The sequence below is a fragment of the Hydrogenophaga sp. UC242_53 genome, assembly GCF_042696965.1.
Taxonomy (GTDB): domain Bacteria; phylum Pseudomonadota; class Gammaproteobacteria; order Burkholderiales; family Burkholderiaceae_C; genus Hydrogenophaga.
Map to the genome: position 1 here is coordinate 3,990,252 of NZ_CP170552.1, position 23,160 is coordinate 4,013,411.

A 23,160-nucleotide genomic window follows, 5' to 3' on the forward strand; every position below is an offset into this window, starting at 1 on the left:
AACTGCGGTGTCCAAACCTGTTGCTCCTCGTGGGTGACCGGCCTCTTCGAACCGGTGTTGCCTGGAATGTCCCTGGACTCTCGTGCCTTGCGCCACCGCGCCAAGGTTGAACTAGTATCCCGATGTGCCAACCCCCAGTCCATGCGGACTGTGTATGAAAACCATGCGCCAAAAAGATGATCTGTCGCTGAACTTCTACCTGCTTCGGTGCCTGGTCGCGCTGGTCGATCACTCGCAGGTGACGCGCGCCGCCGATGCGCTGGACATCAGCCAGCCGGCCATGAGCCGGGCCATGAGCCAGTTGCGGCAACTGACCTCGGACCCGATCCTGGTGAAAGCCCAGGTCGGGCTTGTGCCGACCGCCAAGGCCATGCAGCTGCGCGAGTTCGCGCTGCGCATCCTCCACGAGATGGACCAGCTGCTCGGGCAGGCCATCGCGTTCGACCCCGAGACGGCGCGCCGCAACTTCCGGGTGGTCGCCACGGACTACCTGGAATGCGTGTTCATGGACCCCCTGGTCACGCGCCTGGCGCAGAACTACCCCGGCATCTCGGTCTCGGTCTGCCACCCGGTGCATCCGCGCAACCTCAACCAGGTGCTGGAGAGCGGCGAAGCCGACTTCTGCGTGGGCATGCTGCCGCCCGCGGTGGAGGACCTGCGCCACCGCGTGATCTTCCGCGACCGCGTGGCCTGCATCGCGGCCAATGGGCATGCCGCCGTCGGGCAGACGCTCAGCCCCGAGGCCTTCGCCGCGCTCGACCACGTCGTGATCAAACCCACGGTGCACGCGTTTGGCGATGCGGTCGACAAGGCCCTGTCCCAACTCGGGCTGGCGCGCCACATCCGGCTCACGACACCGAGTTACCTCTCCGTGCCGTACCTGATCGAAAAGACCGGCATGGTGGCCCTGATGCCCGAGTCACTGGCCCAGCGCTTCTGCGAGCGCTTCGCGCTCGCCACCGTGGAGGTGCCGATCGAGCTGCCGCCCTACGACGTCTACCTCTACTGGCACGAGCGCACGCACCACCACCGGGACCACATCTGGTTCAAGGAACAGGTGATGCTCGACCTCAAGGGCGCGGGTTAGAGGTCGAGCACGAGGCGCTCGCCGAGCGAACCGGCGCAGCAGAGCGCCAGCTGGTGCTGCCGCTCGTGCGCGCTGAGGAAGGCGTCGCCATGCACGGGCTGGCCTTCGAGGTAGGGCGTCACGCAGCTGCCGCACACCCCGGCCTCGCAGGAGGTGAGCGGGTTCAGCCCCGCGCCCCGCAGCGCCTGCAGCAGGGTCTGCCCCGCCTCCACCCGCACGCTGCGGCCGCTGCGCGCCAGCGCCACGGTGTAGCGGTCGAGCCCCGTCGGGTTCGCCGCCGGTTCGGCCGCGAAGCGCTCTTCGTGCAGCTGCGCGCCGGGGCATCGGCTGGTGGCCTGCCGGGTCGCGGCCATGAAGCCCGCCGGGCCGCACACGTAGAAGTGCGTGCCCTCCGGTTGGTGCGCGCAGAAGGCCGACAGATCCACCCGATGCGAAGGCGTGTCATCGAAGTGGAAGCGCACCTGGGCGGCCCAGGGCGCCGCCTGCAGTCGGCCCCGAAAGGCCGCGTGGGCACGGCTGCGCGCGAAACAGACCAGGTTGAAAGAGTGGCCCCGGCGGCCGAGTTCGTGCGCCATCGCCACCAGGGGCGTGATGCCGATGCCCCCCGCCAGCAGGCAATGGTGGACCGCCTCGGGCACCAGCCGGAAGTTGTTGCGGGGTGCGCCGATCACCAGGCGGGTGCCCACCTTGAGCGTGTCGTGCATCCAGCGCGAGCCGCCCCGGCCACCCGCCTCGCGCTTCACGCCCACCACATAGGGACCGTTCGCCTCATGCAGGTTGCACAGCGAGTACTGTCGCGGGCCCACGGCGGTGTGCACGTCGATGTGCGCGCCGGCCTCGAACGGGGGCAAAGGCCCGTCCGTCCGGCTCAGTTCAAAACAGGAGACCTCGTCGGTCTCCCGCGACACGGCGCTGACCACCACATCCAGCAACAGGTTCTGATTCATGCGCCGAGTATCGGAACCGGGCCGCGTGCCCGACAAGCGCGCGCGGCGCATGGGCCGCATCCACCCAGCGCATGCCGGGTGCGCCGCTCAGTCCGTGCCGGCGCTCAGCCCGAGCAGGAAGACCGCGTGCGGCCGCCCGGCGCGAGCGGCCTGCTCCAGCCAGGCCGTGGCGCGCGCCACGTCGCGCGGCACGCGCGGGCCGTAGGCCGCCGGTCCCTGCATCAGCATGAAGCCCGCGCGCTCGGCGGCTTCGGCATCGCCCAGCGCGGCCAGTTGCTCGTAGAGCGCGAGCGAGCGCTCGTACTCGGCGATGTAGTGGGCGTGGTGGGCCCGCTCGATACCCATGGGTTGCGCAACGGCCGGACCAGCCGCCGCCAGCAGGAGGGCGGCGTGGAGAAGAAATCTGCGTGACATCAATGACTCCTTGTGAACGGTTCAGGACAACAGCGGCGCCAGCGCCGCCTGGATGCGCTGCTGCTGGGGCGTCGTGGTCATGGCCACCAGCAGTTGCCGAAAGCGCGGCGACTGCAGGCCCGAGCCGATGTACTGCCAGCGGTAGGCGCCCAGCAGGCCGGCGGCGAGGCGGGCGTCTTGTCCCGGCGCGAAGCGGCGCGGGTTGGTGTCGGTGAAATAACGCGCGTCGGCGGTGGCCTGTTGCCGCAGGATGCCGTCGATCGCGCCCAGCAGGCCGATCAGGTCGTCCACCGCCACGTCGCGCTCGCGCGGCGTGAGGCGCCCATGTTCGCGCTCCCACTCCAGCTCGTCGAGGATGGCGTGCTGCGACTCCTCCTTCCAGTGGAAGAGGAACACGTCCTTGTAGAGCCCGGCGATGTCTTCCATGGGCTGGATGCTCTGGCGGTAGTGCACCTGGGTGAACAGTTCGATGTGGCAGGTGAGCGCGAGCACCGCCCAGGTGGACGCCTCCAGCACCTGCGAGGCCACGGCGTTCGCGGTGGGCAGGAACTCGTAGCCTTCGGCCATGCCCGCCGCGGCCAGGCGCTCGACGCGGCGGAACAGCTCCTGGTGCTTGAGTTCCTCGTCGGTGAAGCGCACCAGCGCCTCCAGCGCGACCTGGTCGCCGAACCAGTGGTGGCGGCTGCACGAGAGCATCTGGATGCCGATGAAGCGCTCGACCAGGCCGAACATGTTGGCGTAGGTGCGGCCCTGCACCTGGCTCAGCCGCAGCTGCTCGGCGGGTTTCAGGAAATCGAGCCGGCTGATGCGCGAGAGCCCGTCGGGCAGGAAGGGTTTGCCGAAGTCGAGCCGGCGGGCGCGGATCACGTCGTGCTCGATGTCCCAGCGCACGCGGCGCGAGGCGGCGATGCAGTGGGCGTAGCGCTCGGTGTGGACGGTGGTGTGGGTCATGCGTCTGAGTTCCATGGGGAGGGGTTCATTCAATGAAGGTCAGCTCGCGCTCGGGTGCCTGCGCGGCCTCCAGCGCGGCCACGATGTCGAGCAGCCGCGCCTCGGCCGCGCGCCAGCCGGCCTCGAACAGGGCCGGCATGGCGGCGGTCTCCCACAGGCTGACCGGGCGCTCCAGGTCCAGCTCCAGGCCGATCAGCTTCTGCCCCCGGGCCTGCGCGGCCTCGGTGCGCGCCTGCATCAGGTTGTTGATGAGCGTGGTGCTGGTCTGCGCCACCAGGCGCGAGACGCGGTCCACCCGGCGCGGCAGGCCGCCGAAGAAACCGAGCGAGAGCACGACGCGCGCATCGGCCGCCGCCGCCAGGGGCAGCGGGTCGGAGAGCACGCCATCGACCAGGCGCCGCCCGCCGATGGCCAACACTGGGGAACAGGATGGGCACCGCCATGCTGGCGCGCAGCGCGTCCACCAGGCGGCCTTGCGTGAGCACCACGGCCTGGCCGGTGGCGGCGTCGGTGGCGGCCACGCGCAGCGGCGTGGGCAGGTGCTCCAGGCGCGTGTCGCCGAAGGCGTTGCCGATGCGCTCGGCGATGAGGCGGTCGTCGCGCAGCGCGAAGCCCTCGCCAAAGCCCGCGAGCCTGGGCGCGATGAGCTGCAGGTAGGCGCGCCAGCGGCGCTGCTGCGTGAGCTCGGCCGACCACAGCGTGGTGGCCAGGCGCACGGCCTCTTCGCCGTGCATACCCTGTGCCACCTGCGCGCCGAACAGCGCGCCCGAGCTGCAGCCCACCACCAGATCGGGCCGGATGCCCTCGCGCGCCAGGCGCTCGGCGATGCCCAGCGCCGCGATGCTGCGCACACCGCCGCTGCCCAGCACCAGGGCCAGCCGATGGGGGAACGAGGAGAAAGACGGGTTCTGCATCGCCACCTCCTCAGTGCGCGAGGAAATCCACCACGCGGCGGATCACCTCGGGGTTGCGCGCCACGCGGTGGTGCCCCAGGCCGTGCGTGGCCTTGAACTGCGTGCAGGGCATCGCGGCAGCGAGCGAGAGCCCGTGCTCGAACGGAATCTCTTCGTCGGTCTCGTCGTGCACCAGCAGCGCGGGCAGGCCGGCCTGGCGCGCCATCTCCAGCACCGACATGCGGCCCCAGTCGAGCCGGCCGCCGTAGCGCTGCACGAAGAGCTCGCGCACGCGCCCCAGCACCTCGGGCGTGAGGCCGATGTGCCGCGCGAACATCTCGACGAACCAGTTGCAGTGGTTGAAGGAGCTGATGAGCACCAGCCGCGAGGTGCGCACGCCCCAGTCGCGCGCGGCGAACATCGCCATCGCGGCGCCGAAGGAATGGCCGATGACGGCGTGCAGCGGACCGGCGTGGCGCGCCACGGCCGCCACGGCGTTGGCGAACTCCACCATGTCGGTGCGGTGGCCCGACGAGCGCCCATGCGCCGGCGCATCGAAGGCCACCACGCGAAAGCCCGCGTTCAACAGCGGGCCCACCATGCGACCCAGGTGCATGGCGTTCGAGCCCCAGCCATGCACCAGCAGCACCGCCGGCCCCTGCCCCCACTCGTACACCGCGAGCTCACCCGCGCCGCACGGCAGGCGGCGCGGGCGCGTCTGCTCGCGCACCGCCAGCGGCCACTTGCCGAGCGCCGCGCGCGGCGGCGTGGCGAGCTGGCGGTAGGCCAGGCGCGCGGCCACGGCGGGCGCGCAGCGGCACAGCCAGCCGTAGGCGCGGCGCAGCGAGGGCGTGCCGCGCGTTTCGGCAAAACGGCCCAGACGCGGCGGGCGTGGGCTCGGCACCACGGCGGGGGCCGCGTGGGGCGATTCGAGATCGGGCGAGAACTGGTGTCTCATGGGGGTTCCTTCGGTCGGGCCCGCCACACGGGCGGCGTGGCAGGGTTTTGAATCTACCGACGCACCCCGTTCGCAACCACGTGAAATTGGTCATGCCCCGAAGGACATGGGCACGCGCCTACAGCCCTTGCAAGGCCGCGAGCAGCTGCGCGCTCGACACCGGTTTGATCAGCAGCGGCAGGCGGTGCCGCGCGGCCGATTCGCGCAAGGCCGCGTGCGTCTCGCCGCTGATGAGCAGCACGCGCTGGCCCCGCTCGCGCAGAGTCAGCGCGAGGTCCAGGCCCGAGGCCGCGTGCGGCAGCCGCACGTCGCAGATGCGCACGTCGCCATACGCCGCCTGCGCCAGCGCCTCGGCCGCCGTCTCCACGTGCAGCACCTGCAGGCCCCAGCCCACGAGCTGGTCGCGCGTGGCGCCGGCCACCAGCGAGTCGTCTTCCACCAGCAGCACGCGCTCCACCGCGAACGCGGGCGAGGGCACGGCGTGCTCGGGCAGGGGCAGCAGCGCGCCCGGCATCGAATGCGCTTCGTGCGCCGGCGCCGGCGCGGCCTCGGGTGGTGGTTCGGCGCGCGGCAGGCTCACCGTCATGCAGCTGCCTTGCCCCAGCGCCGAGCGCACCGCGATGTCGCCGTTCATCAGCAGCGCGAGCCGCCGCGCGATCGCCAGCCCCAGGCCCAGGCCCTGGCGGCGGTCGCGCGCCTCGTTGTGCATCTGCACGAACTCTTCGAAGATGCGCGCCTGCGCCTCGGGCGCGATGCCCAGGCCCGCGTCGCGCACCTGCAGCCGCCAACACCCACCGTCACCCCGGCGCAGCGCCACCAGCACGGTGGCGCCGGCGGGCGAGAACTTGATGGCGTTGTCCATCAGGTTGGAGAGCACGCGCACCAGCATCAGCCCATCGGCCAGTGCGAAGGCCTCGGGGCGCACCAGCGCGACGAGGCGCACGCCCGCCGCCTCGGCCACGGCGCTGTGCTGGCGCACCAGGCTCGCCACCAGCGGCGCGAGTTCGGTGGGCCGCAGCTCGGCCTGCACCACGCCCGAGTCCATGCGCGTGAGGTCCAGCACCTGCGACAGCAGGTCGTCCAGCGCGCGCCACGACTGGCCGATGCCGTCGATGGCGCGCAGGGCCGCGCGGTCCTGCGCGCGCTCGGCCAGGCTCACCAGCGGCGCGAGGTACAGGCCGATGGCGTGCACCGGCTGGCGCAGGTCGTGGCTCACCGCCGCGAAGAAGCGCGACTTCGCCAGCCCCAGCGCCGCGATCGTGTCGGCCGCCGCCTCGGCGCGGCGCCGCTGCTCCACCTGGCGCATCACGCCGATCTCCTGCGCGCGCGAGAGGAACACCATGGTGATGGTCATGAGGATGCCGCCGATGCCCATCAGAACCAGCAGCGTGTGGCCGCCCAGGCCGTCGACGATCAGGCGCACCGAGGTCGGCAGCACCGCCAGGCACAGCGCGATGGTGGTGCGCACGACATCGCCGGTGAGGCGCACCGCGATCAGCGTGGCATTGCCCAGCAGGTAGCTCATGAGCACCGCGAGCATGGGCACGTTGTCGGGCACGTAGAGGAACCAGCAGGCGCTGCCCACGAAGGCCATCAGCACCCACATGTAGAGGCGGTACGCGCGCTGGCGGCGCGCCTTGGGCAGGGCGCGGAACGCCGGGCGGTTGACGTGCCACCAGCGCAGCAGGCCCATGCCCGCGATGACGGAGAACCACGCGGCCGGCTGCTGCCAGGGCAGGGCGGTGGCGAACATGAGCGCGCACAGCAGCTCGCAGGCGCGCAAGGCCCAGAGCGAGGCCACCGTGTGGGCGCTGTCCTCGGGGTCGGGCTGATCGTCCCGGCGCGCGCGGGGGGAAAGGGCGTCCCGGTGCATGCCGGCATCTTGCGCACCGGCGGGCCGCCTGTCTTCGCAATGCGCGCGCCAACGCCTGGCATGGCGTGCGAGGCCGTCAACGCCCCGTCATCAAAAGGTCGCACCGCTGTCATGGCAGGGCGGCAAGCTCGGCCCCGATCCGCGTCCATTGACCCCAACGAAGGCACCCTCTCATGAAGCTGCACCCCCCTGCCCTGCTCGCCCTGGCCGTCGCCAGCCTGAGCCTGTCCGCCCAGGCCCAGACCGCTTACCCGGCCACCCTCGCGGGCACGCCTTGCTGCCAGCGCAGACCCTGATCGCCGCGCCCAAGGACGCGCCGGCCGACCTGCGCGTCAGCGGCAAGTTCACCACCGACCGCCGCGTCGAGGCCATCGGCAGCGTGGAAGGCCTGTCCGCCGGCCGGCCCACGGGGGTGTCGCTGCCCTTCAAGGGCCAGCCTGTTCAGGGCCACTCAGGCATCAAGCGCATGGCCGACGGCAGCTACTGGCTGCTGACGGACAACGGCGCCGGCGCCAAGGCCAACTCGCCCGACTTCATGCTGTTCCTCAACCACTACCGGGTGGACTTCAAGAGCGGGCAGTTCAAGCGCCTGGGCACCGTGTTCCTGCACGACCCCGACAAGAAGGTGCCGTTCCGCATCGTGCACGAGGGCACGGCACAACGTTACCTGACGGGCTCGGACCTCGACACCGAGAGCTTCCAGATCGCGGACGGCCACTTCTGGATCGGCGACGAATTCGGCCCCTACCTGATCAAGGCCGACATGAAGGGCCGCGTGAAGGCGGTGTACGAAACCCAGGTGGATGGCAAGACCGTGGTTTCGCCCGACCACCCGGCGGTGAAGACGCCCGGTGCGCAGGGCGGCGAGGTCAAGTTCCAGGTGCGCCGTTCCAAGGGCTTCGAGGGCATGGCCTCATCGCCCGACGGCAGCAAGCTCTACCCCCTGCTGGAGGGTGCCGTGTGGGACGAGGCCACCAAGGCGCCGGAAGCCATCGACGGCAGGCAGTACCTGCGCGTGCTGGAGTTCGACGTGAAGACGGAGAAGTGGACCGGTCGCCACTGGAAGTACGTGCTGGAGGCCAACCACCACGCCATCGGCGACTTCAACATGATCAGCCCCACCGAAGGCCTGATCATCGAGCGCGACAACGGCGAAGGCACGGCCGACAAGGCCTGCCCGGAAGCCACGAAGCGCGCCGATTGTTTCCACGACCTGGCCAAGTTCAAGCGGGTCTACAAGGTGGAGCTGAACGAAGCCCACGTGGGCGGCCCCCTGCGCAAGATCGGCTACATCGACCTGATGAACATCGCCGACCCGAACCAGCTGGCCCGCAAGCCGCTGAACAACGGCGTGCTCACCTTCCCGTTCTTCACCATCGAGAACGTGGACATCGTCGATGCGCGGCACATCGTGGTGGGCAACGACAACAACCTGCCGTTCTCCAGCAGCCGCGACCCCAACAAGGCAGACGACAACGAGCTGGTGCTGCTCGAAGCGGGCGACTTCCTGTCGGCGCGCTGAGCCCGGCCCGAGCGGGCTTCACAGGCGGTCGGCGTCGAGCTGCGCCGCCTGCGTGCGGTTGGACACCTGCAGCGCCTTGAAGATCTCGCTCATGTGGTTCTTCACCGTGCCCTCGCTGATGCCCAGCGTGCGCGCAATGAGTTTGTTGCTCATGCCCTGGCGCAGCAGCTGGCGCACCTCTTCCATGCGCGGCGTGAGCACCACCTCGGGCCGCCGCGCTTCGGGGGCGCGGTGCGCGAAAGGCAGCTTTCGGCCCTGCAGCGCCGCGCCGATCGCGGCCATGATCTGCGCCGAGGGCGCGCTCTTGGGCACGAAGGCGTGAACGCTGGGAATCTCCAGCGTGCGCCGCACCACGTCGGGCGACGTGAGCGCCGAGATCACCACCAGCGGCAGGCCCGGGTGGCGGTGCGCGAGTTCGGCCAGGCGAAAACCGCGCTCCATGCCGGGCATGTTCAGGTCCACCAGGGCCAGCCCGGCCGCCGGGTGCGCCTGGGCCGCGCGCATCAGCGCGTCGCCATCGCCCACCTCCAGGCAGACCACCTCGCCGAGCAGGCCGGCCACGAGGCCGCGCATGCCGTCGCGCACCAGCGCGTGGTCGTCGGCGATCAGGACCGTGGTGGGTGGCGGGGTGTCGCAGCAGCGCGAAGGGGAGGAAGCGTCAAGGCACACACCGCCATCTTGCGCAGACTCAGGCCAGCTGTCTTCGCAAACCGCGCGCCAAGGCTTGGCAATGCGCGCGCGAAAAGCTCATTCAGGCCGTGCTCATGTGTTCAACGGCGTCGATGCCGGCCAATCCAGGGCCTGATCCGGTCGGTCCACCAGGAGCTGGCACAGCACGCGGGCCAGGGGTTTCTCCGAGGCGGTCTTGGGAATGGCATCCAAGGGCAGGACCTGCTGCAGGACCACGGGCCGGGTCAAGGCGGCGTGGAGCGCCGCGACAGCGGGTTCCCGCTGGACAGGCGCTCCCGGCTTGAAGACGACCGCCGCCACCACATCCGATTCGCCGGGAACGCGGGACGCGGCAGGCACACCGAACACGAAGACGTCGTCCACCAGCGCGGTTTCGGCCAGCGCCTTTTCAATGGCCGCGGCGTCGATGAAGTCGCCATTGCGGCGGATGCCGTGACCCAGGCGAAAGTCGAAGAACAGCCAGCCCTGCGCATCGGCGTGCACCACGTCGCCCGTCCACAGCCAGCCACCGCGGCACTTGGCTTCGGACGCGTCGGGGTCGTCCACATAGGACACCTGGAAAGGCGTGCCGTCCGAGGAGCGGATCAGCAGTTGGCCCCGCTCGCCGGGTGCCACGTCCTGCCCCGCGCCGTCCACGATGCGCGTGCTCAGTGAAGGTGGCGGCTGGCCGATGCTGCCGATGGGCCCGACCCCGGCGGGCTTCATCGTCAGGCCGCCCTCGGCGGTGCCGTAGAACTCCAGCAGGCTCACGCCGAAGCGGTGTTCGAAGTCGTTCCAGATGGCCGCCGGCATGCCGGCGGACACCACCAGGCGCACCTGGTGGTCGCGATCGGCCGGCGTCGCGGGGTCGCAGTAGATGGCGGTGGTCATGCCACCGAGCAAGGTCAGGCTGGTGCAGCGGTGTTCACGCACCGTGCGCCACATCCGGCGCTTGCTGAACCGCCGCGAGAAGACCACGGGCAGCCCGCGGACCAGGGCCGCGCCCAGGGTCACCAGCTGAGCGTTGGCGTGGGTCAGCGAGAGTCCGGAGTACAGCCTGTCGCCCGGGCCGTACCCGAAGGCCGTGGCGGCCATGCGGGCCGTGTCGGTGAACTTGCGGTGGCTGTACACGATGCCCTTGGGGTTCCCGGTGGTGCCCGAGGTGAAGAGGATCTGCATGTCCTCGTCGGCGGGGCGCCGAAGGGCGGCAAGCGCGGGCGACGCGGTGGCGGCGGGCAGGCTGTCGTAAGGCACCACGCCCGCGACCAGGGGCACGCCGGGGTGGCCGAGCACCGCCATCAAACGCAGGTCGGGGCAGGCGCCACGCACCGCCAGCGCTCCCTGCAGCGCTTCGGGCTCCGCGATCAGCAGCGAACAGCGCGTCTTGGTCAGCATGTAGGCCAGCCGCTCGGGGGGCGTGCGAGGGTCCATGGGCACCAGCGTGAGCCCGGTGAGGCCGCTGGCGACCAGCATCTCCACGAATTCCGGGTGGTTGGCGATGAGAAGGGCCACCCGTTCACCGGGGCGAAAACCTTGCTGGCTCAGGCCGGTGGCAAGGCGTGTGGCGGCCCGCCACAGCTGCGCATAGGTTCGGCGCTGGGTGCCTTCCTCCTCCTTCGCCGCGGCGTGGTCGACGAAGGTCAGGGCCAGATCGTCGCCGCGCTCGCGCGCCAAGGCTTCCACCAGATCGGCGATCGTGTGCGGGGTCGCGGGTGCCATGCTCAATCCGCCTTGATGCCTTTTTCCCGGATCAGCTTGCCCCACTGCGCGGATTCCTGGACGGTCAACTGGTCGAGCTCGCCGGGCATCGAGCCCTGGGGATCGATGCCCATGTCACCGAGCCGCTTGCGCAGTTCGGGTTCCTGCAGCGTGGCCTGGATGGCGCGGGACATCTGGTCCACCGCATTCGCCGGTGTGCCCGCGGGGGCCCAGACGGCGTTCCAGCCGGTGAGCTCAAAACCGGGCACCGTCTCCTTCAGGGTGGGAACTTCCGGCAGCGCGCTCATGCGGGTGCCCGTGGTGACCGCCAGGGCCTTCACCTTGCCACTGCGCACCAGCGGAACGGCCGAGGACTGCGTTTCGATCTTGACGTGGATCTGGTTGGCCATGAGGTCGGTGTTGGCCGCCGCGCTGGTGCGGTAGGGCACGTGCAGCAGATCGATGTCGGCGCGCTGCTTGAGCAGCTCCATGCCCAGGTGGGGCGCGCTGCCATTGCCGAAGGACGCATAGACCAGGGCGCCGGGATGGGCCCGCGCATGTTTGATCATGCCCGCCACGTCATCGAAAGGCACCGACGGGCTGGCGAGCAGCACATAGCCCCCCTTGGAGATCAGGCTCACCGGCGCGATGCCGCGCACCGGGTCGTAGGGGAGCTTGGCGTAGATGTGCGGATTCATGGTCATCAGCTGGTTGAATCCGAACAGAAAGGTGTAGCCGTCCGGTGGCGCGTTCAGGGCCTTGTCGGCCCCCAGGATGCCGGAGGCGCCCGGGGTCGGTTCGACCACGATGGGTTGGCCCAGGCGCCGTGCCAGCCGATCGCCGATCAGGCGCGCCATGACGTCCGGGCCGCTGCCCGGGCTGGCGGGCACCACCAGCCGGATGGGTTTGCTGGGCCAGGGGGTTTGTGCCCACAGGGGCGATGCCACCGCGAGGCTGGCCAGGCACGCCAGCGCGTGGCGGCGGGGGATGGGGGTTCGTTTCATGTCAGGGCTCCTTGGGGTGTTCAAGCTCGTCTCTGGCGGCCGGCGCCAAGGAGGGTGACGCAAGCGACGGCCTCCTCGTTCTCGATGAATCCGCCACCGTTCTCCGCGAGGGCCACGCGCGCACCCGCGACCTGTCGCGGGCCCGCCTGCCCGCGCAGCTGCTGCGTCAGCTCGGCGATCTGCATCAGACCGGTGGCGCCGATCGGATGGCCCTTGGATTCGAGTCCACCCGAGACATTGATGGGCAGCGATCCGCCGAGCGCCGTCGCGCCGGATTCGGCAAACACGCCCCCTTCGCCGCGGGCACAGAAACCCAGCGCCTCGGTCTGGAGGATTTCGCCGAACGCGGTGGCATCGTGGACCTCGGCCACGTCCACGTCCTCGGGCCCGATGCCCGCGCCTTCGTAGGCGGCCAGGGCGGCCCGGCGCGTGATGGCGAGGTCCACGTCGTCGTCGTGGCGGGGAAGACCGCTCACCAGTTGGCAAGCCAGCACATCGACGGGTGCCACGCCGGACAGGCGCCGCAGTCCCGCCGCGTTGCAGACGAGCACGGCCGCGGCCCCGTCCCCGATCGGCGCGCACATCGGCAGCGTCAGGGGGTCGGCGATGGCACGGGCGGCCAGCACCTCGTCGATGGACCACGCATCGCGGTATTGCGCGAGCGGGTTGTGCACCGAGTGCGCGTGGTTCTTGGCCGCCACGGCCGCCAGCTGGCGTTGCGTCAGGCCGTGGCGCTGCATGTGGTTCACGGCCAGCGCCGCGTAGATGTCCATGAAGACACTTCGCTGCGGCGAAGAAGCCGCCGGGTCGGCCGGCGCGCCGGCCGCGCCTTTCAGGCGCTCCAGGTAGGCCAGCAGCTCGCCCTGGCGGGTCACATCGAAGCCGCCGCCGAAGATCTCGAAGGACTTGGACTTGTTCGCGTCGTACAGCTTCTCGGCCCCCACCGCGAGCGCCATGTCGGCGCTGCCGCTGCACACGCTCTGGCACGCCAGCCAGAAGGCCGTCGAGGCGCTGGCACAGGCGTTCTCGACGTTGACGATGGGCACCCCGGCGATGCCGAGTTCGCGCAGCACGACCTGGCCGGCCACCATGTGCTGGCCTTGCAGGTAGGAGGCCGCCACGTTGGAAAAGTACGCCATCTGCACCTGCGCCCCGGTGGCCCCGGCATCCGCCAGCGCCGCGCGCACCGCCGTGGCGGTGAGCTGGTGCAGCGTGGCATCGGCGAACTTGCCGGTCGGTGTCATGCCGACGCCCACGATGTAGACGGCAGAGTTCATGCTCCGCCTTTCAGGGCAGCGCCGGACGCGACGATGGTGTTCTCCAGAATGCCGATGTGCTCGGCCTCCAGCTCGATGCGGTCCCCGGGCTGCAGCAGCCGGCCGGTCTCCACGCCACAACCCCGCGCGAAGGTGCCCGAGGCGAACACCTCCCCGGCGTGCAAGGTGCAGGACCGGCTGGCGTAGGCGATCAGGTCCTCGAAGCCGATTTCCATGCTGGCCGTGCTGTCCACGGTCTGCGTCTCCCCGTTGAGCCGCGAGGTCACGCGCAGCTGGTACAGGTCGGGCAGCTCGTCCAGCGTGACGATGCAAGGGCCCAGCGCGTAGGCGCCATCGAAGTCCTTGCTCTTGCCCGCGGGCTGGCCTTCGGCCGCCTGCACGTCGCGGGCCGTGAAGTCGTTGAACAGGGTCACGCCCAGGATGAAATCGCGCGCCCGGTGCTGGGGAATGTCCCTGCCCGTGCGCCCCAGAACGATGGCGAGTTCCAGCTCGTAGTCGAGTTTCTGCGCGAAGGCGGGCCATTCGATGGCCTGGCCGGGCCCGGCCAGGTTCAAGGGGTTGGCGGTGTAGAAGCGCGGCACGCTGAACCAGTTGGCGGGCAGATCCAGCTGGCCTTCCTGGCGCGCCGCTTCCAGGGCCGCCGCGGGATCCGGGCTGGCCTGCGCGCGTTGGCGCGCGCGCATTGCCAGGAAGAATTTCGGGTGCGCCGTCATCGTGCCCCAGTCGCGCATCAGGGGTGGGCGTTCGAGCGGGGTCAACAACCCATAACCACCGGGTGGCACTTCGTTCGGATGCCCGGGGCGGTGGGCCTCGGCATCCCGGCGCGCCTGCGCGAGCGCGTCTTCGCCTGCCGCGATCAGGGCGGCCATGGACGAAAAGCGGGCGTCGCCCGCATGCCGGCTGGTCAGGCACAGGAGGGCGCCATCGCCCTGGAGAACGCCGAGCCGGGGCGGCTGCGTGGGCGCGGATCGGTAGGTGACGAGTTTCATGGCGTCTTCAGGAGGTCGGGAAGGAAGGCGACGGCGCGGGCCGGTGCCGCGCTGGTGCGCGCCAGCTTGATCGGAAAGAAGCCGACGTGGAAACCGCTGGCCGGCAGCGCTTCCAGGTTGCAGAGCTGCTGGACGATGAAGGCTTCGCACTCCGTGATGGCCTTGTGCGCGTCCCACAGATACCGGCGGTCGCCGGTGCGGTGGAAATCGGCCGCCATCGTGGGAAACGGCCGATCCCAACCCACGGCGTCGGTGCCCAGCACCTTGGCGCCCAGGCCGGTGAGATGGAGCGTGCTTTCGCGCGTCATGCCCGGGTACTGGAAAAAACCCGGCTCCCCGATCCGGAAGCGCTCCTGCCCCGTGCGCAGCAGCACCGCGTGGCCGGCGATGTCGCCCACGCCGGCCACGCCCAGGGCCTCGTTCAGCATGGCGGGGGTGATCGCGCCACAAGGCTCGACCATGGCGCGCAAGTCGAGCACGACGCCCGGGCAATAGAGCTCGTCCAGGGCAATCTGATCGATCGTCCGGGCCGGTTGGCCCGCGCAGCGGGAGCCGCTGTGCATCGGCGCGTCCACGTGCGTGCCACAGTGCGAGGACATGTCGGTCAGGACTTCCGATCCCCAGCCCTCCCCGTCCGGGAGGTCTTCGTGGGTGCAGCCGAAAAACGCGCAGAAGCGGTCCTTGCCTTCGGCTTCGTGGGGGCGCTGGTATTCGATCCGGGGAGCGACAACGCCGGCCGCTGCACTGAGCGCGGGCGGCAGAAGGTCTCGGTCCTGGGGATCCAACAAGGTGCTGAGGTCGATGAGTTTCATGTTTATACGTCCGTGTAATTTGAGTTTATACGCACGTATGACTTCATGTCAACAGGCACAATGGCCGAACCGATTTGAGCGCTCGACGGCGGGCGCGGGAGAGCACACTGCGCAACGAAAAAGTTGAGTCCGACTGGCAGGCGCCCACGCGCCGAGGCCGTGGGCGAATCAGAACGCCCCAACACGCAGGCGCTGATCCTGGACGCGGCGGAGCAGCTGTTCGCGGCCCAGGGCTATGGCGGGACGAGCATTCGCCAGATCGCGGAAGCCGCCGGGGTCAACCTAGGCATGTTCCATTACTACTGGGGTTCCAAGCAGGCGCTGTGTCGCGCCGTGCTGGAGCGCCGCCTCGGGCCCATCATGGCGGAGCGCATGGCCCGGCTCTCGTCCGCCGTGGAGACGAACGCCCCCATCGAGGACCTGCTGCTGGCCGCCATGGAGCCGTCGCTGCGTGTGGCGGGCGCCGCCGCGGAGCAGCGCGACGCGTTCCGGAGCTTCTATGGCCGCATGCTGGCCGACCCATCCCCCGACGTGCGGGAAGCGATGGGATCGATCGTGGACGGGTTCGCCAAGGACTTCATGCAGGAGCTGCATCGGCGTTGCACGCACCTCGACGACAAGGAGTTCTACTGGCGCATGGTGTTTCTCTTTGGCGCCTTCTTCTACGCCCACAACGCCCACGACCGGATCCTGACGCTGCTGGGTGCGGAGTTCACCGCCCCACCGATTGAAGATGCCGCGAAGTACCTGGTGCGCTTTGTCGTGGGCGGCCTGCAGGCCACGCCGCTGGCATAGCCTGCCCGGGCCGTGCCCGGCTTCCTGAGCACAAGCCGCTCAATCGATTCGCTTCTGTTCATATTCCCGCGATATTGTTCGTTTTGATCAAAACGCTGGATACTGGCAGCCGTCCCAATCAGGAGGCAGTTCCACCATGCTCACGGAGTGGTCCACCGACAGCGTGCCGGCCGCCACGCGCTTCGACGAATGGCGCGAGGCGTGTTGCGAGCACGTGTACGCGCTGACGCCGCAGCGCCAGCCGGCGGTGCACCCGCGCCCACCCTTCCATGGCGCGATCGCGCGGCGCCACCTGGGCGCGCTGGACGTGACCGACATCGTCTGCGACGGCCACCTGGTGCAGCGCCGTGAACAGGACATCGATGAGTGCCCGGGCGACACCTACTACGTGTACCTGCAGCGGCAGGGCCGCGCGTGGTTCGAGCAGCAGGGCCAGCGCTGTGTGGCCGAGGCCGGCGACATCGTGATCGCCGACCCCAACCTGGCCTTTCGCACCGGCACCGACGGGGTGTTCGATTTCCGCCTCTGGCGCATCGAGCGCGCGCGGCTGCACCCCTTGCTGGCGCTGCGCTCGGGTGAGCGGCTGCCCATGCACCACATCGACCGCGCGCACACCGAGCGCGAGCTGATCGCGAACTGGCTCGACGGCCTGTTGCGGCACCACGCGGGGCTTTCCGCCACGAGCCGGGACATGGCCCTGGGCACGCTGTGCGCGCTGGTGGCGGGTGCGGTGGGTGCGGGTCCCGATCAGCACGAGCCCACGCGGCTGGCGCGGCGGCGCGCGCTGTTGCTGCGCGTGCAGCAGCAGGTGGAGCAGCGCTCGAGCGAGATGGACTTGACGCCCGAGCGCGTGGCGCGGGCGTTCGGCGTGTCGCTGCGCACGCTGCACCAGCTGTTCGCGCTGTCGGACGGCAGTTTTCACGAATACCTCACGCGCGCCCGGCTGACGCGCGCGCACGCGCTGTTGCGCGACCCGGCGTCGCGCCACCTGGGCACGGCCGAGATCGGTTTCGCGGCGGGCTTTGGCGAGGTGTCGACCTTCTACCGGCGCTTCAAGCAGCGCTATGGCGTGGCGCCGGGGGAGTTCCGCGCGGGCTGAACGGCCCGCAGGCCGGTCAAGTTCACCCGGGAGCGGCCGATACAAGAGGCATCTTTTCTCCCCGCTTGGAAGCCCCATGGACGTTTCTCCCGCCGCCCTTGTTCACGCCGTCGCCGACATGAAGCGCGATCAGGTCACCAGCGAAGTGCAGATCCAGGTGCTGAAGAAGGCGCAGGACATCCAGTCGTCCAGCGCCATGGCGATGCTCAACGCCTTGCCGGCCGCCCTGCCGCTGGCCAGCGGCGGCTCGCTGGGCACGCAGGTCAACGCGCTGGTCTGAGCGCCCGGCTCAGGCCGCTCCGCTCGTCGCGGCCTGCCGCATCAACTCGATGAAGCGCTTGGCACCGAGGCCCATGGGCCGGTCGGTGTGCCACACCACGTCCACCCACACGCGCAGCTGGTTGCTGATGTTGTTGAAGCGGATTTCCGTCAGCGTGCCGGCCGCCACCATGGGCGCGATGAGGCTGCGCGGCAGGTAGGCCCAGCCCAGGCCGGCCTGCACCAGGCTGAGCGTGGCGAGGTGGCTGTCGGTGCGCCAGATGTGGCGCGAGAGCAGCAGGCGGGGGTCGCGCCCGCGCGGGTCGCGGCTGACCACGGCGATCTGGCGGATGTCGATCAGGTCGTTCAGCTGCAGCTGGCCCTGGCGCGCCCGCACCTCGGGGTGAGAAGGTGAAATCACCGCCACCAGGATTTCCTGACCCAGTTCCTGAAAGCCTTCGCGCTCATCGGTGCCCGGGCGCTCGAACACGAGCGCGAGCTGCGCGTCGCCCGCGTGCAGCATGCGCAGCGCATCGGCCTGCGGGGCGGACAGCACTTCGACGATGAGCGCGGGGAACTCGGTGCGCCAGCACGGCCAGCGGCTGGCTCCAGGGTGCGGACAGCAGCTCGGGCGCGATGGCGATGGTGAGCTGGCGCTCCAGCCCCTGGTGCAGGCCTTCGGCGTGCGCCTGCAGCTGGCGCAGCTGGCTGGCGAGCTGCCGGGCCTGCGGCTCCAGCGCGCGCGCCACGTCGGTGGGTCTGGGTTCGCGCGCGCTGCGGTCGAACAACACGAGATCGAGCTCGGCTTCCAGGTGGGCAATGGTCATGCTCACGGCCGAGGGCACGCGCCCGAGCTGACGCGCGGCGGCCGAAAACGAGCCGGCGTCGAGCACCGCGAGGAAGACGCGCACGTTGTCGCTGGAAAAGGCCATGGCGGCTAACTTATCAGATTTTCTGAAAGTATCTGACTTTTATCGTCAGCCAAGCCGACTTACCATGCGCTCATTGCCTCAGCCACACCGGCCCGGAGGCCAGGGAAATCGGAGTTCCGCCATGCAAGGCATCAAACGCAAAGTCGTCTACATCACCCTCTACGAGATCATCGCCATCACCATGTCCACCACGGGCCTGGCCCTGCTGTCGGGCGCCAACATGGGCCACGCGAGCGTGGCGGCCATTGCCGCCTCGGCCATCGCGGTGATCTGGAACCTGGTCTACAACACCTTGTTCGAGCGCTGGGAGGCGCGCCAAGCCAGGCGCGGGCGCAGTGTGCTGCGCCGCGTGGCGCACGCCATCGGTTTCGAAGGGGGCCTGGTGATCACGCTGGTGCCGCTGTTCGCCTGGTGGCTGGACATCTCGCTCTGGCAGGCCTTCGTGCTGGACCTGGGCCTGATCGTGTTCTTCCTGGTCTACACCTTCGTGTTCAACCTGGCGTTCGACAAGATCTTCGGCCTGCCGGCCTCGGCCCAGCCCGCGCCGCAGGGCGCCTGAAGCAACGCCCACCAGAGGCATCGAGGGTCCGGCTTCGCCGGCCCAAGATGCCGTCCCCCCTCGAAGCGCCGAAGGCGCGCCACGGAAGGGGGAAGCCGCGCAGCGGCGCAGGGGGGTGCTTCTAGATCGTCTTGAAATCGCCGCTGCGGCCCAGGCCGGCGGCGAAGCGGCCCGCGCCGTCGGCGCCCTGCTCCCAGTGCGCCTCCACGCCGTTGTGCCATTCACGGCGCATGGCTTCGCGCAGGGGCAGGCCGTAGGTTTCGTGCACGGTGCGGCGGTCGGCGCGCACAGCGGCCTGCGGGAAGCGCGCGATCTCCTGCGCCATGGCCTCGGCGGCCGCGCGCGCACCGCCCTCGCCCACCACCTTCTCGCACATGCCGATGGCCAGCGCTTCGGTGGCCGGCACCTTGCGGCCGGTGAGGATGATTTCCATCGCGCGGCCCTGGCCCACGAGCCGGGGCAGGCGCACGGAGCCGCCGTCCAGCAGGGGGATGCCCCAGCGCCGGCAGTAGACGCCGAAGTAGGCGGTGTCGGCCATGACGCGGATGTCGCACCACAGCGCGAGCTCCATGCCGCCGGCGACGGCCGGGCCTTCCACGGCGGCGATGACGGGTTTGGAGAGTTCGAGCCGCGTGGGCCCGAGCGGGCCGCGCGGCGCGTCGTTGGCGCCCATGGGGAAGGCCAGGCCGCGCGAGATGTCGGCGTCGAACTTCTCGCGGTCGTTCAGGGTGCTGGCGTACTTCAGGTCCCAGCCGGCGCAGAAGGCGCCGCCCTCGCCCCAGAGCACGGCCACGGAGGCGCTTGAGTCCTTGTCGAAGGCCTGCAGCGCGGCCACGAGGGCATCGGCGCTCTCGGGGTCCATCGCGTTGCGCGCTTCGTCAAACCGGCTGTGGACGATGGTCCAGACCGGGCCGTTCTTTTCGGTTCGCACTGCCATGTGTCATGTCTCCTGCTGTCCGGCGGCGCGCCGGCGGGTGGTCAATGAATGCTCGATGAGCTGCCTGGGGGAAAGCTTGGCGAATTGCAGGCGCCCGGCCTGGTGCAGCACCAGCGTGCCGATGAGCTGCGCGAAGGTGGCCATGGCCTCGGCGTCGGGCGGGCTGTGGCGGCTGCGCCGGGCGTGCGGCGAGAGCAGCACCAGGGTGTCCATCAGCGCCTTGTTGAGCGCGAGGTCGTGTTCCTTGCCGACGCCGAGTTTCTTCAGGCCGTTGAAGGCGTAGAGGCCGAGGTTCACCTCGTAGGGGCGCGCGAGGTAGTGGTCGAGAAAGGCCTTGGCGGCGCGCTCGTGCGGCAGGCCCGCGCCCGCGCCGCTGGCGGCGGCGGACACGTGGGCGTGCAGGTCGGCCAGCGAGGTGGCGAGCAGCTCGGCGTAGATCAGCTCCTTGCTCGCGAACAGCGGGTAGATGGCGCCGGTGGTGCAGCCGGCGCGCTGCGCGATCTGGCGCATGGTGGCGCCCTGCAGGCCCTCTTCGCCAAACACCTCGCTCGCGGCGGCGAGGATCGCCAGGCGCTTCATGTCGCGCACGCTGGACGCCCAGGGGCCGGTGGAACTCGATGGGGGAGGGTTCATGTATCAACGGTACGTTTCAGTAACGTTGTTATATTACCGCCGAAAAAAGAGCCGCGCAAGGGCCGCGCGGCGGGTGGGGTGGGCTCAGGCGTCGAGCACGAGGCGGCCCGAGCGGCAGCGCGAGACGCAGACCATCATGGACTTGTTGGCCGCGCGCTCCTGCTGGGTGAGGATGAGGTCGTGGTGCTCCACGTCGCCCGAGATGACCTTGGTCTCGCAGGCGCCGCACACGCCTTCGCGGCAGCTGTGGTCCAGGGTCACGCCGGCGTCGAGCAAGGCGTCGAGCAGCACCACGCCGGGCGCGACCTGCACGGTCTTGCCGGACTTGCGCAGTTCCACGCTGTAGCCCACCGCGGCCGTGGTGTCGGCCACGGGCGCGCCGGCGGCGAAGCGTTCCAGGTGCACGTTCGCCTGGCCCAGTTGCGCGCAGGCGCGTTCGTAGGCGTCGAGCATGGGCGCGGGGCCGCAGGCGTAGAAGTGGGTGTCCTTGGCGTGGCCGTCGAGCAGTTGCACGAGGTCGGGTGGCCCGCCGTGTTCGTCGTCGAAGTGGCAGCGCAGCGACAGCGCGGGGTGCGCCCGCACCAGGGCCTCGATGTCGGCCACGAAGGCCGCTTCCTTGCGGCTGCGCGCGCAGTAGATGAGCCAGGCCGGGCGCTGCAGTTCGGCCAGGCGCTGGAGCATGGCGAACACCGGTGTGACGCCGATGCCGCCGGCCAGCAGCACGCTGCGCGGCGCGTCTTCCTGCAGCCGGAAGTGGTTGCGCGGCGCACCGATGGCGATGACCTGGCCCACGCGCAGCTGCTCGTGCACGTAGCGCGAGCCGCCCCGGCTGTGCCGGTCGTTGAGCACGGCGACCACGCAGCGGTGGCTCTCGCCCGGGTTGGTGAGCGAGTAGCTGCGCACCAGGCCATTGCCCAGGTGCAGGTCGATGTGGGCACCGGCCTCCACCACGGGGAAGGCGGTGCACGGCGCCACGGGACGCAGCTCGACGCTGACGATGCCCGTGGCCTCGTGCCGGAGGTTGTGGACCAGGGCCTGCAAGGTGGGAGACGACATGCCAGTCACCACTCACATGATGTGCAGACCACCGTCGACCATCAACGTGGTGCCGGTGATGAAGGACGCTTCGCCCGAGGCCAGCCACACGATGGGCCAGGCGATTTCTTCGGGCGAGGCCCAGCGGCCGATCAGCGAGCTGTCCTTGCGCTCGGTCTTGAGCTGCTCGACGCTCTTGCCCGCGCCCTGCGCGCGGCCGACGTGGAAGTCGGTCAGTGTGGAACCGGGGCAGACCGCGTTGGCGCGCACGCCGTGCGGCGCTTCCTCGAAGGCCAGGCTGCGCGTGAACGCGAGCTGGGCCGCCTTGGTCGCGTCGTACAGCGCCATGCCCTTGCGCCCGGTCACGGCGTAGCAGGACGAGACGTTGACGATGGCGCCCGCGCCGCTGTGCCGCAGGGCCGGCAGGGCCGCGCCGCAGTAGTTGGACATGCCCACCAGGTTCACGCCCACCATGGCCTGCCATTCGGCGGCCGTGGCGTTGGCGGCGGCGGTGTAGTTGCGCATGGCCGCGTTGTTGACCAGGATGTCGAGCCCACCCCATTGCCCGGTGCACTGCGCCACCGCCGCTTTCGCGGCGGCCTCGTCGGCCACGTTGGCGGCAACGGTGCTCACGCGCGCTTGCGGCATGGCCTGCAGGATGCTTTCCTGGGTGCGCGCCAGGGCCTGGGCGTCGGCGTCCACCAGCAGCACGGCCGCGCCTTCGCGGCAGAACAGCCGGGCCGCGGCGGCGCCGATGCCGGCGCCCCCGCCGGTGATCAGCGCGGTCTTGCCCGCCAGACGGGGTTCGCGTTGGGGTTCGCTCATGGGTCGCTCACTCCGCCTTGGCGCCGGTGGCCTTGATGACCTTGCCCCAGCGCACGATCTCGGTGCCGATCCAGTCGCTGAACTGCTTGGGCGAGCCCGCGATGATGTCGAACTCCATCTCGTGCAGGCGCTTCTGGATCTCGGGCGAGTTCAGGATGCGCACCATCTCTTCGTTGTAGCGGTTGATGATGGCCGGTGGCGTGCCGGCGGGTGCGAGCAGGCCGATCCACGAGGTGGCCTCGAAGTCCTTCAGGCCGGACTCGGCGAGCGTGGGCACATCGGGCGTGCTGGGAAAGCGCTTGGGGCCGGTGGAGGCCAGCAGCTTGAGGCGGCCTTCCTTCACGAAGCCCTGCACGTTGCCCGGCACGAAGAAGCCGGCCTGGATGTTGCCCGCGATCAGGTCGGTGACGGCCGGGCCCGCGCCCCGGTAGGGCACGTGCGTCATGTGGAAGCCCGCCGCCGACTTCATCATTTCCATGGTGAGGTGCGAGGCGCTGCCCATGGCGATCGAGCCGTAGGTGTATTTCGTCGGGTTGGCCTTGGCCTTGGCGATGAAGTCCTTGACGTCGGTGAAACCGGAGGCGGGGTTCACCGCCAGGTATTGCGGAGCCTTCACCGCGAGCGTGATCGGGGCCAGGTCCTTCACCGGGTCGTAGGGCATCTTGTCGAACAGCGTGACGTTGATCGCCAGCGGACCGTTGTAGCCGATCAGCAGCGTGTGCCCATCGGGCGCGGAGCGCGCCACTTCATAGGCGCCGATGTTGCCGCCCGCGCCGGGCTTGTTCTCGACCACGAAGGGCTGGCCGAACGCCTTCTGCAGCTCGGGGCCGATCAGGCGCGCGAGCACGTCGTTGGTGCTGCCGACGATGGGCACGATGATGCGCACCGGCTTGCTCGGGCGCCAGTCGGCGCCTTGCGCCCAGGCCGAGGTGGCCGCGCAGGCCGCGAGCGCGACGGCGGCCGCGAGTTTGAGATGGGACTTCATGGGTGTCT

At 70.0% G+C, this 23,160-nt stretch carries 22 protein-coding genes and 3 pseudogenes; 6 read left to right on the top strand and 19 right to left on the bottom strand.

Annotated elements, in window-relative coordinates:
- Positions 1-163 precede the first annotated feature (163 nt).
- Complete coding sequence (locus tag ACFJI0_RS20020; protein ID WP_382322075.1) at positions 164-1,087, top strand: LysR family transcriptional regulator; 924 nt, start codon at positions 164-166, stop codon at positions 1,085-1,087.
- Here ACFJI0_RS20020 and ACFJI0_RS20025 read toward each other — a convergent pair.
- The 7 genes and pseudogenes from ACFJI0_RS20025 to ACFJI0_RS20055 all read right to left on the bottom strand — a co-directional run bounded on the left by ACFJI0_RS20025 (position 1,084) and on the right by ACFJI0_RS20055 (position 7,123).
- A complete protein-coding gene (locus ACFJI0_RS20025; RefSeq protein ID WP_382322076.1) occupies positions 1,084-2,034 on the bottom strand; it encodes a PDR/VanB family oxidoreductase in 951 nt (316 codons plus the stop codon). The two genes, ACFJI0_RS20020 and ACFJI0_RS20025, sit on opposite strands and share 4 nt — an antisense overlap.
- An 87-nt stretch (positions 2,035-2,121) precedes the next feature.
- Positions 2,122-2,448, bottom strand: a complete 327-nt coding sequence (locus ACFJI0_RS20030; protein ID WP_382322077.1) for a hypothetical protein — start codon at positions 2,446-2,448, stop codon at positions 2,122-2,124.
- Positions 2,449-2,469: 21 nt separating this feature from the next.
- Entirely contained in the window at positions 2,470-3,399 is a 930-nt protein-coding gene (locus ACFJI0_RS20035) for a hypothetical protein (protein WP_382322078.1), read from the bottom strand.
- 25 nt (positions 3,400-3,424) lie between these two features.
- Positions 3,425-3,817, bottom strand: coding sequence for a hypothetical protein (locus ACFJI0_RS20040; protein ID WP_382325906.1), 393 nt, complete (start codon positions 3,815-3,817; stop codon positions 3,425-3,427).
- A gap of 49 nt (positions 3,818-3,866) precedes the next feature.
- Positions 3,867-4,313: pseudogene (locus tag ACFJI0_RS20045) on the bottom strand (patatin-like phospholipase family protein); the annotation flags it as partial.
- A gap of 10 nt (positions 4,314-4,323) precedes the next feature.
- Positions 4,324-5,250: an alpha/beta fold hydrolase gene (locus ACFJI0_RS20050; RefSeq protein ID WP_382322079.1), complete on the bottom strand. Its 927-nt coding sequence runs from the start codon at positions 5,248-5,250 to the stop codon at positions 4,324-4,326.
- Between the two features lie 118 nt (positions 5,251-5,368).
- On the bottom strand, positions 5,369-7,123 hold the full coding sequence (locus tag ACFJI0_RS20055) for an ATP-binding protein (RefSeq protein ID WP_382322080.1): 1,755 nt from the start codon (positions 7,121-7,123) through the stop codon (positions 5,369-5,371).
- 173 nt (positions 7,124-7,296) lie between these two features.
- Between ACFJI0_RS20055 and ACFJI0_RS20060 the strand changes: the two are divergent.
- Positions 7,297-8,645, top strand: a pseudogene (locus tag ACFJI0_RS20060) (esterase-like activity of phytase family protein).
- An 18-nt stretch (positions 8,646-8,663) separates the two neighbouring features.
- Here ACFJI0_RS20060 and ACFJI0_RS20065 read toward each other — a convergent pair.
- From ACFJI0_RS20065 to ACFJI0_RS20090, 6 genes are all read right to left on the bottom strand, one after another.
- Positions 8,664-9,314 (bottom strand): response regulator transcription factor, encoded by a 651-nt coding sequence (locus ACFJI0_RS20065; RefSeq protein ID WP_382153834.1) that lies wholly within the window; start codon positions 9,312-9,314, stop codon positions 8,664-8,666.
- Between the two features lie 93 nt (positions 9,315-9,407).
- A complete protein-coding gene (locus tag ACFJI0_RS20070) occupies positions 9,408-11,033 on the bottom strand; it encodes a class I adenylate-forming enzyme family protein (protein WP_382322081.1) in 1,626 nt (541 codons plus the stop codon).
- 2 nt (positions 11,034-11,035) lie between these two features.
- Positions 11,036-12,016 (bottom strand): Bug family tripartite tricarboxylate transporter substrate binding protein, encoded by a 981-nt coding sequence (locus ACFJI0_RS20075; protein ID WP_382322082.1) that lies wholly within the window; start codon positions 12,014-12,016, stop codon positions 11,036-11,038.
- Between the two features lie 20 nt (positions 12,017-12,036).
- Entirely contained in the window at positions 12,037-13,293 is a 1,257-nt protein-coding gene (locus ACFJI0_RS20080) for a thiolase family protein (protein ID WP_382322083.1), read from the bottom strand.
- Positions 13,290-14,282: a fumarylacetoacetate hydrolase family protein gene (locus tag ACFJI0_RS20085; RefSeq protein ID WP_382322084.1), complete on the bottom strand. Its 993-nt coding sequence runs from the start codon at positions 14,280-14,282 to the stop codon at positions 13,290-13,292. The genes ACFJI0_RS20080 and ACFJI0_RS20085 overlap by 4 nt, the downstream gene beginning before the upstream one ends.
- Positions 14,279-15,094 (bottom strand): cyclase family protein, encoded by an 816-nt coding sequence (locus ACFJI0_RS20090; RefSeq protein ID WP_382322085.1) that lies wholly within the window; start codon positions 15,092-15,094, stop codon positions 14,279-14,281. The genes ACFJI0_RS20085 and ACFJI0_RS20090 overlap by 4 nt, the downstream gene beginning before the upstream one ends.
- Before the next feature lie 159 nt (positions 15,095-15,253).
- On the opposite strand from ACFJI0_RS20090, the gene ACFJI0_RS20095 reads away from it, so the two are divergent.
- From ACFJI0_RS20095 to ACFJI0_RS20105, 3 genes are all read left to right on the top strand, one after another.
- On the top strand, positions 15,254-15,889 hold the full coding sequence (locus ACFJI0_RS20095) for a TetR/AcrR family transcriptional regulator (protein ID WP_382322086.1): 636 nt from the start codon (positions 15,254-15,256) through the stop codon (positions 15,887-15,889).
- Between the two features lie 136 nt (positions 15,890-16,025).
- Positions 16,026-16,988 carry a helix-turn-helix domain-containing protein gene (locus ACFJI0_RS20100; protein ID WP_382322087.1) on the top strand — a complete coding sequence of 321 codons (963 nt, stop codon included), beginning with the start codon at positions 16,026-16,028 and terminating at the stop codon, positions 16,986-16,988.
- Between the two features lie 76 nt (positions 16,989-17,064).
- Entirely contained in the window at positions 17,065-17,268 is a 204-nt protein-coding gene (locus ACFJI0_RS20105; RefSeq protein ID WP_291112721.1) for a putative motility protein, read from the top strand.
- Between the two features lie 9 nt (positions 17,269-17,277).
- On the opposite strand, the pseudogene ACFJI0_RS20110 reads toward ACFJI0_RS20105, so the two are convergent.
- Positions 17,278-18,178, bottom strand: a pseudogene (locus ACFJI0_RS20110) (LysR family transcriptional regulator).
- Between the two features lie 121 nt (positions 18,179-18,299).
- Between ACFJI0_RS20110 and ACFJI0_RS20115 the strand changes: the two are divergent.
- Entirely contained in the window at positions 18,300-18,737 is a 438-nt protein-coding gene (locus tag ACFJI0_RS20115) for a PACE efflux transporter (RefSeq protein ID WP_382322088.1), read from the top strand.
- Between the two features lie 121 nt (positions 18,738-18,858).
- Here the strand turns inward: ACFJI0_RS20115 and ACFJI0_RS20120 are convergent, their stop codons facing one another.
- The 5 genes from ACFJI0_RS20120 to ACFJI0_RS20140 form a co-directional block, all read right to left on the bottom strand.
- Positions 18,859-19,674 (bottom strand): crotonase/enoyl-CoA hydratase family protein, encoded by an 816-nt coding sequence (locus ACFJI0_RS20120; RefSeq protein ID WP_382322089.1) that lies wholly within the window; start codon positions 19,672-19,674, stop codon positions 18,859-18,861.
- 3 nt (positions 19,675-19,677) lie between these two features.
- Positions 19,678-20,307 carry a TetR/AcrR family transcriptional regulator gene (locus ACFJI0_RS20125; protein WP_382322090.1) on the bottom strand — a complete coding sequence of 210 codons (630 nt, stop codon included), beginning with the start codon at positions 20,305-20,307 and terminating at the stop codon, positions 19,678-19,680.
- A gap of 84 nt (positions 20,308-20,391) precedes the next feature.
- Positions 20,392-21,363, bottom strand: a complete 972-nt coding sequence (locus ACFJI0_RS20130) for a PDR/VanB family oxidoreductase (protein WP_382322091.1) — start codon at positions 21,361-21,363, stop codon at positions 20,392-20,394.
- A 12-nt stretch (positions 21,364-21,375) separates the two neighbouring features.
- The gene (locus ACFJI0_RS20135; protein WP_382322092.1) at positions 21,376-22,167 is read right to left on the bottom strand and encodes an SDR family NAD(P)-dependent oxidoreductase; all 792 of its coding nucleotides are present in this window, start codon (positions 22,165-22,167) and stop codon (positions 21,376-21,378) included.
- Positions 22,168-22,174: 7 nt separating this feature from the next.
- Positions 22,175-23,152, bottom strand: a complete 978-nt coding sequence (locus tag ACFJI0_RS20140; protein WP_382322093.1) for a Bug family tripartite tricarboxylate transporter substrate binding protein — start codon at positions 23,150-23,152, stop codon at positions 22,175-22,177.
- Positions 23,153-23,160: the final 8 nt, after the last annotated feature.